Origin of the sequence: Enterobacter sp. CC120223-11, assembly GCF_900215375.1 — a bacterium.
Classification (GTDB): domain Bacteria; phylum Pseudomonadota; class Gammaproteobacteria; order Enterobacterales; family Enterobacteriaceae; genus Scandinavium.
Genome location: NZ_OBEF01000001.1, coordinates 278,291 through 292,577 on the forward strand (window position 1 = coordinate 278,291; position 14,287 = coordinate 292,577).

16 protein-coding genes and 1 pseudogene are annotated in these 14,287 nt (G+C 55.1%); 11 read left to right on the forward strand and 6 right to left on the reverse strand.

Features of this window, described 5'->3' with window-relative positions; genetic code table 11:
- The first annotated feature begins 33 nt into the window (after window positions 1–33).
- Window positions 34–981 carry a zinc-binding alcohol dehydrogenase family protein gene (locus CRO87_RS01240; protein WP_097161109.1) on the forward strand — a complete coding sequence of 316 codons (948 nt, stop codon included), beginning with the start codon at window positions 34–36 and terminating at the stop codon, window positions 979–981.
- 155 nt (window positions 982–1,136) lie between these two features.
- Here the strand turns inward: CRO87_RS01240 and CRO87_RS01245 are convergent, their stop codons facing one another.
- The 3 genes from CRO87_RS01245 to ompW all read right to left on the reverse strand — a co-directional run bounded on the left by CRO87_RS01245 (window position 1,137) and on the right by ompW (window position 3,584).
- Window positions 1,137–2,033: a diguanylate cyclase gene (locus tag CRO87_RS01245; RefSeq protein WP_097161110.1), complete on the reverse strand. Its 897-nt coding sequence runs from the start codon at window positions 2,031–2,033 to the stop codon at window positions 1,137–1,139.
- 160 nt (window positions 2,034–2,193) lie between these two features.
- Complete coding sequence (locus CRO87_RS01250) at window positions 2,194–2,778, reverse strand: YSC84-related protein (RefSeq protein WP_097161111.1); 585 nt, start codon at window positions 2,776–2,778, stop codon at window positions 2,194–2,196.
- Between the two features lie 155 nt (window positions 2,779–2,933).
- A complete protein-coding gene (ompW, locus tag CRO87_RS01255; protein WP_097161112.1) occupies window positions 2,934–3,584 on the reverse strand; it encodes an outer membrane protein OmpW in 651 nt (216 codons plus the stop codon).
- 230 nt (window positions 3,585–3,814) lie between these two features.
- Here ompW and CRO87_RS22815 point away from each other — a divergent pair.
- The 4 genes and pseudogenes from CRO87_RS22815 to yciA form a co-directional block, all read left to right on the forward strand.
- Window positions 3,815–3,955 (forward strand): annotated as a pseudogene (locus CRO87_RS22815) (hypothetical protein); the annotation flags it as partial.
- Entirely contained in the window at window positions 3,939–4,682 is a 744-nt protein-coding gene (locus CRO87_RS01260; protein WP_097161113.1) for a YciC family protein, read from the forward strand. The pseudogene CRO87_RS22815 and the gene CRO87_RS01260, both read left to right, overlap by 17 nt.
- A 52-nt stretch (window positions 4,683–4,734) precedes the next feature.
- Window positions 4,735–5,274, forward strand: coding sequence for a septation protein A (locus CRO87_RS01265; RefSeq protein ID WP_097161114.1), 540 nt, complete (start codon window positions 4,735–4,737; stop codon window positions 5,272–5,274).
- Window positions 5,271–5,669, forward strand: a complete 399-nt coding sequence (yciA, locus tag CRO87_RS01270) for an acyl-CoA thioester hydrolase YciA (RefSeq protein WP_097161115.1) — start codon at window positions 5,271–5,273, stop codon at window positions 5,667–5,669. Before CRO87_RS01265 ends, yciA begins: the two co-directional genes overlap by 4 nt.
- Before the next feature lie 36 nt (window positions 5,670–5,705).
- Here yciA and CRO87_RS01275 read toward each other — a convergent pair whose 3' ends face one another.
- Window positions 5,706–6,242, reverse strand: coding sequence for a YniB family protein (locus tag CRO87_RS01275; protein ID WP_097161116.1), 537 nt, complete (start codon window positions 6,240–6,242; stop codon window positions 5,706–5,708).
- Window positions 6,243–6,378: 136 nt separating this feature from the next.
- On the opposite strand from CRO87_RS01275, the gene hxpB reads away from it, so the two are divergent.
- From hxpB to CRO87_RS01290, 3 genes are all read left to right on the forward strand, one after another.
- Window positions 6,379–7,047, forward strand: coding sequence for a hexitol phosphatase HxpB (hxpB, locus tag CRO87_RS01280; protein WP_097161117.1), 669 nt, complete (start codon window positions 6,379–6,381; stop codon window positions 7,045–7,047).
- A gap of 125 nt (window positions 7,048–7,172) precedes the next feature.
- Complete coding sequence (locus CRO87_RS01285; protein ID WP_097161118.1) at window positions 7,173–7,763, forward strand: metal-dependent hydrolase; 591 nt, start codon at window positions 7,173–7,175, stop codon at window positions 7,761–7,763.
- A 131-nt stretch (window positions 7,764–7,894) separates the two neighbouring features.
- Entirely contained in the window at window positions 7,895–9,286 is a 1,392-nt protein-coding gene (locus CRO87_RS01290) for an L-cystine transporter (protein WP_097161119.1), read from the forward strand.
- A 55-nt stretch (window positions 9,287–9,341) separates the two neighbouring features.
- Here CRO87_RS01290 and dpiA read toward each other — a convergent pair whose 3' ends face one another.
- A complete protein-coding gene (gene dpiA / locus CRO87_RS01295) occupies window positions 9,342–10,028 on the reverse strand; it encodes a two-component response regulator DpiA (RefSeq protein ID WP_097161302.1) in 687 nt (228 codons plus the stop codon).
- On the reverse strand, window positions 9,997–11,658 hold the full coding sequence (gene dpiB, locus CRO87_RS01300; protein ID WP_097161120.1) for a sensor histidine kinase DpiB: 1,662 nt from the start codon (window positions 11,656–11,658) through the stop codon (window positions 9,997–9,999). The genes dpiA and dpiB overlap by 32 nt, the downstream gene beginning before the upstream one ends.
- Window positions 11,659–12,022: 364 nt before the next feature.
- On the opposite strand from dpiB, the gene citC reads away from it, so the two are divergent.
- From citC to CRO87_RS01315, 3 genes are read left to right on the forward strand one after another with little or no spacing between them, the layout of a single operon-like run.
- Window positions 12,023–13,081 carry a [citrate (pro-3S)-lyase] ligase gene (gene citC, locus CRO87_RS01305; RefSeq protein WP_097161121.1) on the forward strand — a complete coding sequence of 353 codons (1,059 nt, stop codon included), beginning with the start codon at window positions 12,023–12,025 and terminating at the stop codon, window positions 13,079–13,081.
- The gene (citD, locus tag CRO87_RS01310) at window positions 13,078–13,374 is read left to right on the forward strand and encodes a citrate lyase acyl carrier protein (RefSeq protein WP_097161122.1); all 297 of its coding nucleotides are present in this window, start codon (window positions 13,078–13,080) and stop codon (window positions 13,372–13,374) included. Before citC ends, citD begins: the two co-directional genes overlap by 4 nt.
- Window positions 13,371–14,279 (forward strand): aldolase/citrate lyase family protein, encoded by a 909-nt coding sequence (locus CRO87_RS01315; RefSeq protein WP_097161123.1) that lies wholly within the window; start codon window positions 13,371–13,373, stop codon window positions 14,277–14,279. Before citD ends, CRO87_RS01315 begins: the two co-directional genes overlap by 4 nt.
- Window positions 14,280–14,287 lie beyond the last annotated feature (8 nt).

The following is a 14,287-nucleotide window of genomic DNA, read 5'->3' on the forward strand; positions in this document are numbered from 1 at the left end:
TTTTACACATAAAAAGCCTTCCGGAGAAATCAGATGAAAGCAGCCGTCGTATTTGACCCTTCACGGGCCCCCGTTTATGCAGATTTTGCCGAGCCCGTCGCCGCTGAAAATCAGCGGCTGATTCAGGTCACCGCCTCGGCGATTAGCCACGTGGTGAAAAGCCGTGCTTCAGGTAAGCACTACAGCTTTGACGGCACGCTGCCGTTTATTGCCGGTATTGACGGCACTGGCGTGACTGACGGCGGGCAGCGCGTCTATTTCGTGTTCCCGCCAACGCCCTGGGGAAGCATGGCACAATACGCTGCGGTCGATGTCGCCCACTGCCTGCCGCTGCCTGAAGGGCTGGATGATGCCACCGCCGCCGCAATGGCGAATCCAGGCATGTCGGCCTGGGCCGCGCTGGTCCATCGCGCCGGGTTTAAGGCAGGCGAAACCGTGCTGATCAACGGTGCCACCGGCAGCGCCGGGCGGTTGGCAGCGCAAATTGCCCGCTATCTTGGCGCGAAAAAAATCATCGCAACCGGGCGCAATGCCCAGGCGCTGGCCTCACTTAACGTAGATGCTGCCGTCCTGCTGACGGCGGATGACAGTAAACTGACGCAAACCCTGGCGGCACATGCCGCGAAACAGATTGATGTGGTGATTGATTATCTGTGGGGGAACAGCGCCGAAAAGCTGCTGAAAGCCCTGGCGAAGCATTCGCCAGGCACCACGCCGGTACGCTATGTTCAGGTAGGATCGCTGTCCGCTCAGGAAATTTCTCTGCCGGGCGCCGTGCTGCGCTCCTCGCCCATTCAGCTGATGGGGAGCGGGATCGGCAGCCTTTCACTGCCCGCGCTGGTGCAGGCCACCGGTGAGATGCTCAACGCCGCCGTTGCAGGCCACTTTACGGTTGCCCATCGCGCTGTGCCACTGGCCGACGTGGCTCAGGCCTGGACACAGGATGACAGCCAGAACCGGACCGTTTTTATGGTGAGCTAACATCCCCAAAAAAGAAGGGGTTGAACTTCTTAATGAGAAGTATTATCTTTCTCAACACCGAATAGTTGAGCAAATCACTCAGGTATTCGGTACGACATTGCTCACATTGCTTCCAGTATTATTTGCCCGCCTTGCGCGGGCTTTTTTTTTGCACTTCAGCATCGCACCTGGCTCACGTTCAGGCTTTGATCGACAAACATGCAGCGATTTCTGCCACTCTGCTTGCCACGATACATAGCGGAATCTGCGCGTTCCAGGACCCGATGCAACGTTTCCCCCTGATGCGCTCGTGTCAGGCCTGATGTGACGGTGATCGACAGGTGTTCATTGCCCAGCCTGATACGGTGAGAGGCAATGGCCTCATTAATACGAAGCCCTGCACGGCAGGCATCCCGATCGTTTCTCGCCTTAAGCACGGTGATGAACTCCTCGCCACCAAAACGGTAGGACGGCTCATAGCTGCGGGTACTTTCACGCAGCTTCAGGGCCAGCGCTCGCAGCACAGAATCCCCCGCCAAATGCCCCCAGGTATCGTTCACGCGCTTAAAATGATCGACATCCATAATCAGCACATAGATATGGTCGCCATCCTCTTCCGGGATATGGCGGCCGAAGGATTCATCGAGAATACGGCGCAGCGGCAGGCCCGTCAGCGCATCGTAGCCGCTGCGCAGCTGTAGCAGGTGCCGCTGCCAGGCGGTAATGGCCTCACTCAGTCCCTGCAGCGCCTGGCTGAACGCGTCGAACAGCGGCAGTTTAACGTCACCGTCAATGATGGAAGTAACCAGTTCACGGCAGATATCATGCATCTCTTCATGGCGCAGAGAAATGGCCAGAGAGAATCCCCTGTCCTCTGAGTTTTCACTCAGATAGCCGTTGATCCAGCGACCAAACCGACAAAAATTATGCGCCGACCTGCGGGTGATGTCCGGCTGTTCGCTTTCGCGCACGGAAATATAGCGAAAGACTTCCACCAGCCACTGATAATGCGCCTCCACGGCCCCATTAAGATCGGCGATCAAGGTATCGATCTCATGAAGTTTCTTGCTCATGGAACCTCCTGTTCCCTTCGCGAATAAGCCACCTGAGACTAGCAGGCAAAACTTACAGAAACGTAAAGTGAAGACAAATCAGAGGAACCACTGAGGCCTGATAATTGTGGGGAATGTTGCAGAGAAATAAACGCCGACAGGATGGTCGGCGTTAGCATGATTATTTATTGAGGTCGGCATCCGGCCAGTATTTATAGCCGTTGATCATTGCCTGGGCGGCCAGACCTTTTTCGGTCATTTCATAGACGCTGACCTTCGACGCCAGCGATTTAGTGTCCGTCGGAACGGCGCTTGCTGAAGCCCCGGTGCCCGCACCTTTGTCGTCATACTTCGCCGCAGCATTGGCGTCTGCGCCCACCACGTAGCCATCCGTCACAAACTTGTTCAGGGATTTTGCGTCGTGGAAGACAATTACCGTGCTGAGCTGTTTAATCCCAATGCCGAGGCCCGCACCGCCCTGCGCCATTTTCATATAAGTATCTTTGCCGCTGTGTGAATCCCTGACTACGCCATAACCGCTGCCCAGACCGAAGACAAAAATCTTGCTGCTGTTGCTGGAAAAGACCGCATAACCGGTTGAGTGCTGAATATCGCTGCGGGCTTCGGGGTGTAAATTATAGAGTTGCGACAGTGTGTCGGTGCGCATTTGTTTGATCGTGGCACGCTGTTCATTGGCGGTATCGCCTTTGGCACTACAGCCTGCAATCGCCAGAGCGGAAATAAGAAACAGGGATTTATAGTTCATCATCAGTATCTGCGTTTAATTATCGAGCGGCATATTCTAGGGAGAACGCAGAGAGATGCGAGAGACGTGGTCAGAACAACTGTAAGGAATTTATTTATAAATTTCCGTCGGTTACTTAATAAAGAGTGGCCGACACACGGCCACTCTGTGCAGACTCAGAAACGGTAACCCGCAGAGAACATAAACACCCACGGATCGATACGCACTTTATCATTATAGTTCTGCGCCGGGAGCACCGAGCCATCAGACTTGTATCGCGCTTTGGTGTCGATATCCATATACCAGACGGAGGCGTTCAGCAGCCAGTCACGGTTAATGAGATAATCCACGCCCACCTGCCCGGCCACGCCCCAGGAATCCTTCAGGCTCAGATCGGAAAGGCCTGCGTCGTCGCCGGTGTCATTGAATTTCTCATCAAAGAAGGTGGTGTAGTTCACCCCGACGCCCACGTAAGGACGGAATTTACTGGTGGCCTCACCGAAGTACCACTGCGCCATTAATGTCGGCGGAAGCTGATGCACGGTGGCAATATCGCCCGTCGCGCCGGTGCCAATCTTATGGCGGAACGGCGTGGCGGCCAGCAACTCAACGCCGATATTATCGGTCGCCATGTAGGTAAAGGTCAGGCCTAACTGAGTGTTATTGCTGACGTTGAAGCCATTGAGGCTGCCGAGGGTGCCGTTGGCGCCTTCCGTTGGTCTGACGGTAGCCGTCCCCGCACGAATAAAGAATTCTCCCGCTTCATGCGCCCAGGCCCCGCCCGAGATACTGCCTAAAACCAGCGCTGCCAATGCTAACTTTTTCATATCCACTCCTTCGTTATGGTTTTATAAGCGCGCTGAATATACCCACAAAAGAGTAAAAACGATCCAACTCAGATCACATTCAACTCTGAGATTTAACATTTATTGATCTGGATTAATTTTTATCCTCTGACTTAACCACCTTAAAACATGCTCACATCAATTTTCGCCACTGGCTGCGCCCTTCGCAGTCATTTAACCTGCAGGGAATTGGGGCATGCCTTGCGGACCATCGTTTTGGCTTACCGCGCCTTTACAAAGATATGCTTTTCCATACAGGTGTTGATGCTGCCACTTTTGCGTTGGCTGAGTTACAATTGCCGGCTTATTCATACCAGCCAGACTCAAGGAGAGTGCATGTCTATCACGGCTAAGTCGGTTTACCGTGACACGGGTAATTTTTTTCGCAATCAGTTCGTTACGATCCTACTGATTGCACTGTTATGTGCGTTTATCACGGTGGTGCTTGGCCATGCGTTCTCACCGAGCGACGAGCAGTTAGCAATCCTGAAAGAAGGCGATAACCTCGCGGGCAGCGCGGGCCTGTTTGAACTGGTGCAAAACATGACGCCTGAGCAGCAGCAAATTCTGCTGCGGGCTTCTGCGGCATCCACATTTTCCGGGCTGATTGGCAACGCCATTCTCGCCGGTGGCGTACTGCTGTTGATTCAGATGATCTCCGCCGGGCAGCGCGTCAGTGCCCTGCGTGCGATTGGTGCCAGCGCACCGGTTCTGCCGAAACTGTTACTTCTCATCTTCATTACCACTTTCCTGGTACAGATGGGCGTGATGTTGGTGGTGGTGCCGGGCGTTCTGCTGGCTATCGTGCTGGCCTTTGCGCCGATCATGCTGGTGCAGGATAAAATGGGGATCTTCGCCTCAATGCGCAGCAGCATGCGTCTGGCGTGGAGCAATATGCGCCTGGTCGCCACCCCGGTAATGGCGTGGCTGCTGGCGAAAACCGCGCTGCTGATGTTCGCCCCGAACTTTGCCGTGTTGACGCCAAACGTTGGCGCGGTGGTGGTGAACTGCATCAGCAACCTCATTTCTGCGTTGTTGCTGATCTATTTATTCCGCCTGTATATGCTTATTCGTAACTGATCCCCTTAAGGCCCGGCGAACCCGGGCCGTTACTGAAAGACGGAACCAATGTATGAAGCAGTTTCTGGATTTTTTACCGCTGGTGGTCTTCTTTGCTTTCTATAAGCTTTACGACATCTACGCGGCCACTACAGCATTGATCGTTGCCACCGCCATCGTGCTGATTTATAGCTGGGTGCGCTATCGTAAGGTGGAGAAAATGGCGCTGATCACCTTTGTGATTGTCGCGCTGTTCGGGGGCCTGACGCTCTTCTTCCATAATGATGAATTTATCAAATGGAAAGTCACCGTGATTTATGGCCTGTTCGCCCTCGCCCTGCTGTTCAGCCAGTGGGTGATGAAGAAGCCGTTGATTCAGCGCATGCTGGGCAAAGAGCTCACGCTGCCGCAGTTCGTGTGGTCGCGCCTTAACGTCGCGTGGGCGCTGTTCTTTATTGTGTGCGGGCTGGCGAATATCTACATCGCCTTCTGGCTGCCGCAGAACATCTGGGTCAACTTCAAAGTGTTCGGCCTGACCGCCCTGACCCTGATTTTCACGCTGCTAAGCGGCGTGTATATCTACCGCCATATGCCGCAGGACGACAGTAAATGAGTCACAGCAGTGAAGCACCGGTTGGTGATTTAGTTCTGCGTACGCTGGCTATGCCTGCGGACACCAACGCCAACGGTGATATTTTTGGCGGCTGGATCATGTCGCAGATGGATCTTGGCGGCGCAATTATGGCCAAAGAGATTGCTCAGGGTCGCGTCGTTACGGTGCGAGTAGACGGTATGACCTTCCTGCGCCCGGTCGCAGTGGGTGACGTAGTGTGCTGCTATGCCCGCTGCACAAAACGTGGCACATCGTCGATCACGGTCAATATTGAAGTGTGGGTGAAGAAAGTGTCGTCCGAGCCTATCGGCCAGCGCTATAAGGCTACAGAAGCGCTGTTTATCTATGTCGCGGTAGACAGCGAAGGCAAACCAAGGCCTTTCCCTAAGCCCTGAAAACACGGCCCGGCCAGCAATGACCGGGCTTTTTTATTACAGAAAGCCCAGCAGCTTAAAGAAGAAGTATCCCGCCACTATCACAATCACCGGCAGCACGTAGAGAGGGAAAATCTGCAAAAAAATGGTGTGGCGTGGCACGACAATTTTCGCGTCAATCTGCTCTTTCGTCAGACCTTCCGGCCCCTTCGCCTGCTCCAGAATCAGCTGATCCTGCACACCTTCACGTAAATACTTGGCCTGGCGGCTCATCCGCGCCCCGGAAGCTTGTAGCGCAAGGCCGACAAACACCAGCGCGAAGATTATCCAGAAGCCAATATTCAGGCTGTGGTGAAAGTCCGGCAGCGGTGAGTTGTACCAGAAGAAGTTCAGAAACGGCGTGTTGAAGCGGATCATTTCGATCATCACGTGGGCGAAATCAAGAAGCACGGCGTCGATGCCCGGCTGCTTTTCGCTGTGCTCAAACATAAATTTGAACAGTGAGATAAGTGTTGAAATCACGGCAGGAATGAAGATAACCCAGCCTAAAATGCGTTTCAGTATGGCAATGCGTCCAGCTTGTTGATACGTCATGGATTCCCCTTGTTCAGACGCGCTGATGATACGCTGTAAGTCTACCCTGAGATACGCCTTTTCGCCTGCGCTTTAAAAGCGATATGGTGTAGGATGAAGCCGTATCTCTGGCCTCTAACTTTACAGGAGTTGCATTATGTCAGCCTCGCGACAAATCGTTGCCGCTATCTTTGATATGGATGGATTATTGATTGACTCTGAGCCGTTGTGGGATCGCGCTGAGCTGGGCGTGTTAGCTGAAATCGGCGTCGATATCAGCCGCCGCAGCGAACTGCCGGACACGCTCGGCCTGCGCATTGATATGGTTGTCGAACTGTGGTTTGCCCATCAGCCGTGGAGCGGCCCGAGCCGCGCAGAAGTCACCGACCTTATCATCAACCGCGCCATTTCCCTGGTTGAAGCAGAGCGCCCGCTGCTGCCTGGCGTCCGTGAAGCCATTGCCCTGTGCAAAGCCCAGGGGCTGAAAGTGGGCGTGGCGTCGGCCTCTCCGCTGCACATGCTGGAAAAAGTGCTGGCCATGTTTGATTTGCGCGATCAATTCGATGCCCTCGCCTCCGCGGAAAAGCTGCCCTACAGCAAGCCGCATCCACAGGTGTATCTCGACTGCGCTGAAAAGCTTGGCGTTTCGCCGCTCAACTGCGTGGCGCTGGAAGACTCAGTCAATGGCATGATTGCCAGCAAAGCGGCGCGTATGCGCTCCATCGTCGTGCCTGAACACGAAAACGCTGCTGACCCGCGCTATGTTCTGGCGGACGTAAAACTATCCTCTCTTGCACAGCTGACTGCTGCACATTTGCTCGGCTGATTTTCACCTCCCGACTCGCAGCCCGAATAATCATCGGGCTGTGACAAAGAGTTACACCGTCACCTCTTCCGTCCACTGTATAAAAACCCTATACTGTATGAATTGACAGTTTTACGGGTGTTATCATGACGGCGGAAGGTCACCTGCTCTTTTCTGTAGCCTGCGCGGTGTTTGCCAAAAATGCCGAACTGACCCCGGTTCTTGCGCAGGGAGACTGGTGGCATATTGTTCCCGCCGCGGTGCTCACCTGCCTGCTGCCGGACATCGATCACCCCAAATCCTTCCTTGGCCAGCGGCTGAGCTGGATAGCCAAACCCATTGCGCGAATGTGTGGTCATCGTGGTTTCACCCACAGCCTGCTGGCGGTGTTCGGCGGCCTGACGCTGTTTTACCTCAAAGTGCCAGAGAGCTGGATTGTGCCTGCCGATGCCATTCAGGGGATGGTGCTCGGCTACCTGAGCCATATTCTCGCCGACATGCTCACCCCTGCGGGCGTGCCGCTGCTGTGGCCCTGCCGCTGGCGTTTCCGTTTGCCGATCCTCGCCCCGCGCAAAGGCAATCAGCTGGAACGCGTGCTCTGCATGGCGCTGTTCGTTTATGCAGTCTGGATGCCACAGTCGGTCACCGACAACAGCGCCGTGCGCTGGTCATCTGGCCTTATCAGTTCGCTGCAGTGGCGCTTCGATCGCTTTATAAATCAGCAAAGCGGCCACTAAACAGGCAATCATCGCCGTTTTGGTATAACCCATTCCATTTGGATATAAGAAGTGAATCACACTTCTGCTACTCTTTGCGCCATTACAGTCGGCCTGATTCTGGGCCGTATAATGACATCAGGAGAACGGGGATGAATTTTCCATTAATAGCGAACGTTGTGGTGTTCGCGGTATTGCTGTTTGCTCTGGCACAAACACGGCATAAAAACTGGAGCCTGGCGAAAAAAGTTTTAGTCGGCCTGGCGATGGGCGTGGTCTTCGGCCTTGCACTGCAGCTGGTGTACGGCGCAGACAGCGCTGTGCTGAAAGACTCTATCCAGTGGTTCAACATCGTCGGCAACGGCTACGTGCAACTGCTGCAAATGATCGTCATGCCGCTGGTGTTTGCTTCCATTCTGAGCGCAGTGGCTCGTCTGCATAATGCGTCACAGTTGGGTAAAATCAGCTTCCTGACCATCGGCACCCTGCTGTTCACCACGATGATTTCTGCGCTGGTCGGCGTGCTGGTGACCAATCTGTTCGGTTTAAGCGCTCAGGGCCTGGTCCAGGGCACTGCGGAAACCGCGCGTCTGGCCGCCATTCAGAGCAACTACGTTGGTAAAGTCGCAGACCTGAGCGTGCCGCAGCTGATCCTCTCCTTCGTACCGAAGAATCCGTTTGCCGACCTGACGGGTGCGAACCCGACGTCTATCATCAGCATCGTGATTTTCGCCGCCTTCCTGGGTGTGGCTGCTCTGAAGCTGCTGAAAGATGACGAGCCGAAAGGTAAACGCGTGCTGACCGCCATCGATACCCTGCAGGGCTGGGTGATGAAGCTGGTGCGTCTGGTGATGCAGCTGACTCCTTACGGCGTGCTGGCGCTGATGACCAAAGTGGTTGCAGGCTCTAACCTGCAGGACATCATCAAGCTTGGCGGTTTCGTCGTGGCGTCCTATCTCGGTCTGGCCATCATGTTTGTGGTTCACGGCCTGCTGCTCGGCGCAAACGGCGTTAACCCGCTGAAATACTTCCGTAAAGTGTGGCCGGTGCTGACCTTCGCCTTCACCAGCCGTTCCAGCGCCGCGTCCATTCCGCTGAACATTGAAGCGCAGACCCGTCGTCTTGGCGTGCCGGAATCCATCGCCAGCTTCTCTGCTTCCTTCGGCGCGACCATTGGTCAGAACGGCTGTGCGGGCCTGTACCCGGCCATGCTCGCGGTGATGGTTGCCCCAACCGTCGGCATTAACCCGCTCGATCCGCTGTGGATTGCCACCCTGGTTGGCATTGTTACCGTCAGCTCTGCCGGTGTGGCAGGCGTGGGCGGCGGCGCAACCTTCGCTGCGCTGATCGTGCTGCCTGCGATGGGCCTGCCGGTGACGCTGGTTGCCCTGCTTATCTCCATCGAACCGCTGATCGACATGGGCCGTACCGCCCTGAACGTCAACGGCTCCATGACCGCCGGTACCCTGACCAGCCAGTGGCTGCGCCAGACCGATAAAGCGGTAATGGCAAGCGAAGATGAAGTGGAACTGGCGCACCGCTAAGGTCGCTTCTTCTTAAAAAAAACGGTGAGCCAGACACGTTCTGCTCACCGTTTTTTTATGTCTCAGCCCCTCGGTAACTGCGCTGCGGCCGCCCGACCTTGCCGTAGACAATCTCAGCCCGAATCCGCTGCTGGCCTGCGGCATACTCCAGATAGCGCCTGGCCGTCGTCCGACTTAGCTTAAGCGTCTGAGCAACCGTTTCTGCGGTATGGCTGATTTCATCGTCAGGAAACAGCGCCAGAACCTTCTCAAGCGTCAGGCCATCGATACCGACCGGAAGCTCCGCCCTGGGCTCACCGCGCGCGTAGGCGTTGAACATCTGGTCAATCTGACGCTGGCTGGCGCTGGCGGTATGCGCCAGCATTTGCATCCGCTGCTGGTAGCGCATCAGCGTCTGATGAAGTCGTTCATAGGAAACCGGCTTCACCAGATAGTCAAAGACCCCGCCGCGTACCGCTTCTGAGACGGTATCCATATCGCTCGCTGCGGTGGTAAAAATCACGCCGCAAGGTGTGTGGGCCTGGATCAGTTCATGCAGTAAGGTGATGCCCTTGCCATCCGGCAGATAGTTATCAAGCAGAATGAGCGAAGGACGCAGACGGGCGATCATCGCGCGCGCCTGAGTCAGATTCCCAGCCAGCCACACCTGGCTGCATTCGGGAAACTGGCGAATAAACTCGGCATGCATTTCGGCAAGCGTCGTCTCATCTTCAACAATCAAAATCGTCAGAGGTTGTGCCATCATTGCGTTTCACTTTCGGTATAAAAACGGAAAACAGAGCCCCTGTGGGATCGTTATCTTCGAGCGTAATCACGCCTCCGCAACGCTCCACATAGCCGGAAATCAGATATAAGCCAAGGCCGTGTTCGCCAGCATCTTTCTCCCGTGTGCTCACGCCCTTGTTGAAAATGGTGTGACGCAGCGCATCCGGGACGCCGCAGCCGCGATCGCTCACTTCAATCACCACCTCCGGCCCCTCATCGCTGAGCCAGAGCTCAACGGTTTTATCGCCTTCAGGGTTGTGCAGGCTTGCCTCGAATGCGTTATCCAGCAGGTTGCCGACAATGGCGGAAAATTCGGTACTGTCCAGTCCTGGCGGTAATTGCAGGAGCTGGCTGCCTTCCACAATATGCAGATTAAGCCCCAGCTCGTGCGCACGTTGTACCTTGCCGAACAGCAACCCGGCGACCTGGCGATCGCAGAAAGCACCGCGCAGGCGATCTATCAGCGCCTGCTGGGCCTGAGATTCGCCCTTCACCATCTCCAGTACACGGTCATATTCTTTCATCTGCAGTAGGCCGCTCAGCGTAGACATCCAGTTCAGATGCTCATGCCGCAGCACCCGCAGGCTCTCCACGTACTGTTTAATCTGCGTCAGTTGAGCATTCAGGGCACTCATTTCATCCTTGCTGCGAAAGCTGATAATGGCCCCAAGCATTTCGGTCCCGGAACGTATTGCGCCCCTGTTGGCGATGACGTTCAGACCGTTCAGGGTACACATGACATCTTGCCGTTTTTCAGCAATGCTCTCGGTAAAAAACGCGCTTGGATGGACCACTTCCGCAACGGGCCTGCCGAGCCACTGCCGCCCCGGCGAACTCAGGCCCAGCATCTTGCGGGCGTTACGGTTAATCGCGGTGATGTGTCCTTCGGGGTCGACCGCAATCAGCCCCTCAAATACGGAGCCAAACAGCGCCTCCTGCTGACGTACCACCCGCGCAATCTGCCGCGGCTCCATCCCCAACATCTGGCGGCGAATGTGGGCGGCAAACAGCCAGGAGAGCAGCAGCAAAATCAGCAACAGCAGCACAAACACGCCCGCCATCGGCAAAATAAAATCCAGCCGCCAGCTGTCGATTTTACTGACCAGGTAGCCCAGCGACACCACGCCGATAACCTGCCCGCGTTCATCAAATACTGGCGTTTTTGCCCGCATTGCCATGCCTATCGAACCTTTGCCGGTAATAAAGTAGCTTTCACCCTTTTCCAGCGCGCCTGGCCTGGTCCACTGCATTGGCTGCCCGATTTTCTCAGGATTAGGGTGATACAGACGAATGGAGTGCTTATCGCCAATGACCACATAATCGAGATCTGAGCCCCCGGCCAGCTTGCTGGCTATCGCCGACAGACGGGCGGTATCCCTGCTTTTCACCGCCGCCACGACGCTGTCGTTGGCCGCAATAATTTTGGCCTGATTCATCGCCATATCGCGCACCTGCCGGGTGAGATAATCTTCAAAGCTTGCCGAGAGATACTGGCCGAGGGCCGCGACTAATAGCGAGGACATTAACAGCAGCAGCAGAAAAATACGCAGTGGAAAAGCAAGACGATAAAAGAAAGCCAGTCTTCCTCCCGATTTTTTTTCTGACATGATCGTTTCCTTGTGCCGGACCTGGCCTCTCCCTGATAACCCTGAAAATGTAATGGTTTTGCTTTCGCTGCGTCCAGTGATTCCCACCCGTTTCGTTATGGATTGCACAAATAAAAACAATTAAGAAAATAAGCACCACCTTATTAACTGCATTAAAAATAATTAAATAAATAAAAACCATTAGCCAATTTAAAACAGCCTGTCGTTTGTGAAACAGCTCAACAATTAAATCAAAAACAGCTCGTATTATCGCGGCATGCGTGATGAAGAATCGTTTTAGCGTTGCAAATGTTATTAATTTGCAACGCATTGTTATCAGTCTCGTTGCCAAATCGGCAGCGTAAAAAACAGGATGTTTTGCCCCATGCTGTCCCAACCCGTATTTACGCAGGTCAAACGTGCGGAAAATAAAAAAATCGCCGCCATTACGCAATTCCTGCGCGAAAACGACCTGAGTATCGATACCACGGTAGAGGTTTTTATTACCGTAACTCGCAATGATTCGCTGATAGCCTGCGGCGGTATAGCCGGGAATATTATTAAATGCGTCGCCATCAATGAATCAGCGCGCGGTGAAGGCCTGGCCCTGACGCTTGCCACCGAATTAATCAATCTGGCGTATGAAAAGCAGCGCACAAATTTATTCATTTACACCAAAAGCCATAACGAAGCCCTGTTTAAGCAATGCGGTTTTTATACGCTCGCAAGCGTTCCGGCCGTGATGGTATTAATGGAAAACAGCGCAACCCGGCTGCAACGTTATGCCAGCTACCTGACGACGCTGCGCCAAAGCGGCGACAAAATCGGCTGTATCGTTATGAATGCGAACCCCTTCACCAACGGACACCGATACCTGATCCAGACCGCAGCGGCGCAGTGTGACTGGCTGCATGTGTTTCTGGTGAAGGAGGACACGTCGCGTTTTCCTTATGAAGATCGCCTGGCACTGGTGCGTGCCGGTACCGCTGATATTCCGGGTATTACCGTGCACCGCGGTTCGGAATACATGATCTCGCGCGCCACTTTCCCCTGCTACTTCATCAAAGAGCAGAGCGTGATCAACCACTGCTATACCGAAATTGACCTGCAAATCTTTCGTCAGCATCTCGCCCCGGCGCTCGGTATCACGCACCGCTTCGTCGGTACCGAGCCCTTTTGTACGGTCACTGCAGGCTACAACCACGATATGCGCCAGAGGCTGGCCGATCCGGCATGGCATTCACCGCCCATTCAACTGGTTGAAATTGAGCGTCTGCAGTATCAGGGCACAGCAATTTCCGCATCCTGGGTACGTCGGCTGTTGGTGAAAAAAGATTTAGCGACTATCGCCCGGCTGGTCCCGAAAGCCACCAGCGCTTATCTGCAACAAATGATCGCCGTGAACAAAGAATCCCTTTCCGCATCAATGACAGGTGAAAAATGAACATTACCCATGCAGCCGTCGCCGGCACCCTGGAGTCAGGCGATGTGATGATCCGCATTTCCCCTCTGGACAGTGAAGAAATAGACCTGCAAATCAGCAGCAGCGTCGAAAAGCAGTTTGGCGAGGCCATTCGCGCCACGCTGTACGAAATTCTCAGCCGCTACGACGTGCGCGGCGTACAGCTCATCATCGACGATAAAGGTGCGCTCGACTGCGTGCTTCGGGCTCGTCTCGAAACCCTGCTGGCCCGTGCCAGCGGGCTCAGCGCCCTGCCATGGGAGGATCGAGCATGACCCCGACTTCCGCCCAGCTACGCAAATCTCGCACCCGACGCAGCATGCTGTTTATTCCCGGAGCCAACGCCGCGATGGTGAGTAACGGCTTTATCTACGGCGCGGATGCACTGATGTTCGACCTTGAGGACTCGGTCATCCTGCGCGAGAAAGATGCAGCCCGCCGCCTGGTGTATCACGCCCTGCAGCACCCGCTTTACCGGGAGCGTGAAACCATCGTCCGTGTAAATGCCCTGGATTCGGCGTATGGCCTGGCTGACCTGGAGGCCGTTGTACGCGGCGGGGCAGACATTGTGCGCCTGCCGAAAACCGATACCGCGCAGGACGTGACGGATATCGAAAGCGAAATCGCCCGCATTGAGGCAGAGTGCGGCCGCGAACCCGGCAGCACAGGGCTTCTGGCGGCCATCGAATCGCCGCAAGGGATCACCGAAGCCGTCGCCATTGCCAACGCTTCGCCGCGGTTGATCGGCATAGCATTAGGCGCTGAAGACTACGTCAGGAATTTACGCACAGAACGTTCAGCGGAGGGCGTGGAGCTGCTCTTCGCGCGCTGTGCCATTTTGCAGGCGGCCCGCGCCGCCGGGATCCAGGCATTCGATACCGTCTACTCCGATGCCAGCAACGACGCCGGTTTTCTTCACGAGGCCGCGCACATCAAACAGCTGGGTTTTGACGGCAAATCACTGATCAACCCACGTCAGATTGAGCTGTTGCACAACCTCTATGCGCCTACCCGAAAAGAGGTTGATCACGCACAGCAGGTTATTGAAGCCGCTGAGGCTTCAGCGCGCGAAGGGCGCGGCGTGGTGTCGCTCAACGGGAAGATGGTGGACAGCCCGGTTATCGAACGTGCGCGTCTGGTGCTATCACGCGCGACGCTTTCAGGCATTCGTCAAGAATAAGGACTCAT

Coding starts and splice junctions, on each gene's coding strand:
- CRO87_RS01240 (WP_097161109.1), top strand. CDS start 34: ATGAAAGCAGCCGTCGTATTTGACCCTTCACGGGCCCCCGTTTATGCA.
- CRO87_RS01245 (WP_097161110.1), bottom strand. CDS start 2,033: ATGAGCAAGAAACTTCATGAGATCGATACCTTGATCGCCGATCTTAAT.
- CRO87_RS01250 (WP_097161111.1), bottom strand. CDS start 2,778: ATGAACTATAAATCCCTGTTTCTTATTTCCGCTCTGGCGATTGCAGGC.
- ompW (WP_097161112.1), bottom strand. CDS start 3,584: ATGAAAAAGTTAGCATTGGCAGCGCTGGTTTTAGGCAGTATCTCGGGC.
- CRO87_RS01260 (WP_097161113.1), top strand. CDS start 3,939: ATGTCTATCACGGCTAAGTCGGTTTACCGTGACACGGGTAATTTTTTT.
- CRO87_RS01265 (WP_097161114.1), top strand. CDS start 4,735: ATGAAGCAGTTTCTGGATTTTTTACCGCTGGTGGTCTTCTTTGCTTTC.
- yciA (WP_097161115.1), top strand. CDS start 5,271: ATGAGTCACAGCAGTGAAGCACCGGTTGGTGATTTAGTTCTGCGTACG.
- CRO87_RS01275 (WP_097161116.1), bottom strand. CDS start 6,242: ATGACGTATCAACAAGCTGGACGCATTGCCATACTGAAACGCATTTTA.
- hxpB (WP_097161117.1), top strand. CDS start 6,379: ATGTCAGCCTCGCGACAAATCGTTGCCGCTATCTTTGATATGGATGGA.
- CRO87_RS01285 (WP_097161118.1), top strand. CDS start 7,173: ATGACGGCGGAAGGTCACCTGCTCTTTTCTGTAGCCTGCGCGGTGTTT.
- CRO87_RS01290 (WP_097161119.1), top strand. CDS start 7,895: ATGAATTTTCCATTAATAGCGAACGTTGTGGTGTTCGCGGTATTGCTG.
- dpiA (WP_097161302.1), bottom strand. CDS start 10,028: ATGGCACAACCTCTGACGATTTTGATTGTTGAAGATGAGACGACGCTT.
- dpiB (WP_097161120.1), bottom strand. CDS start 11,658: ATGTCAGAAAAAAAATCGGGAGGAAGACTGGCTTTCTTTTATCGTCTT.
- citC (WP_097161121.1), top strand. CDS start 12,023: ATGCTGTCCCAACCCGTATTTACGCAGGTCAAACGTGCGGAAAATAAA.
- citD (WP_097161122.1), top strand. CDS start 13,078: ATGAACATTACCCATGCAGCCGTCGCCGGCACCCTGGAGTCAGGCGAT.
- CRO87_RS01315 (WP_097161123.1), top strand. CDS start 13,371: ATGACCCCGACTTCCGCCCAGCTACGCAAATCTCGCACCCGACGCAGC.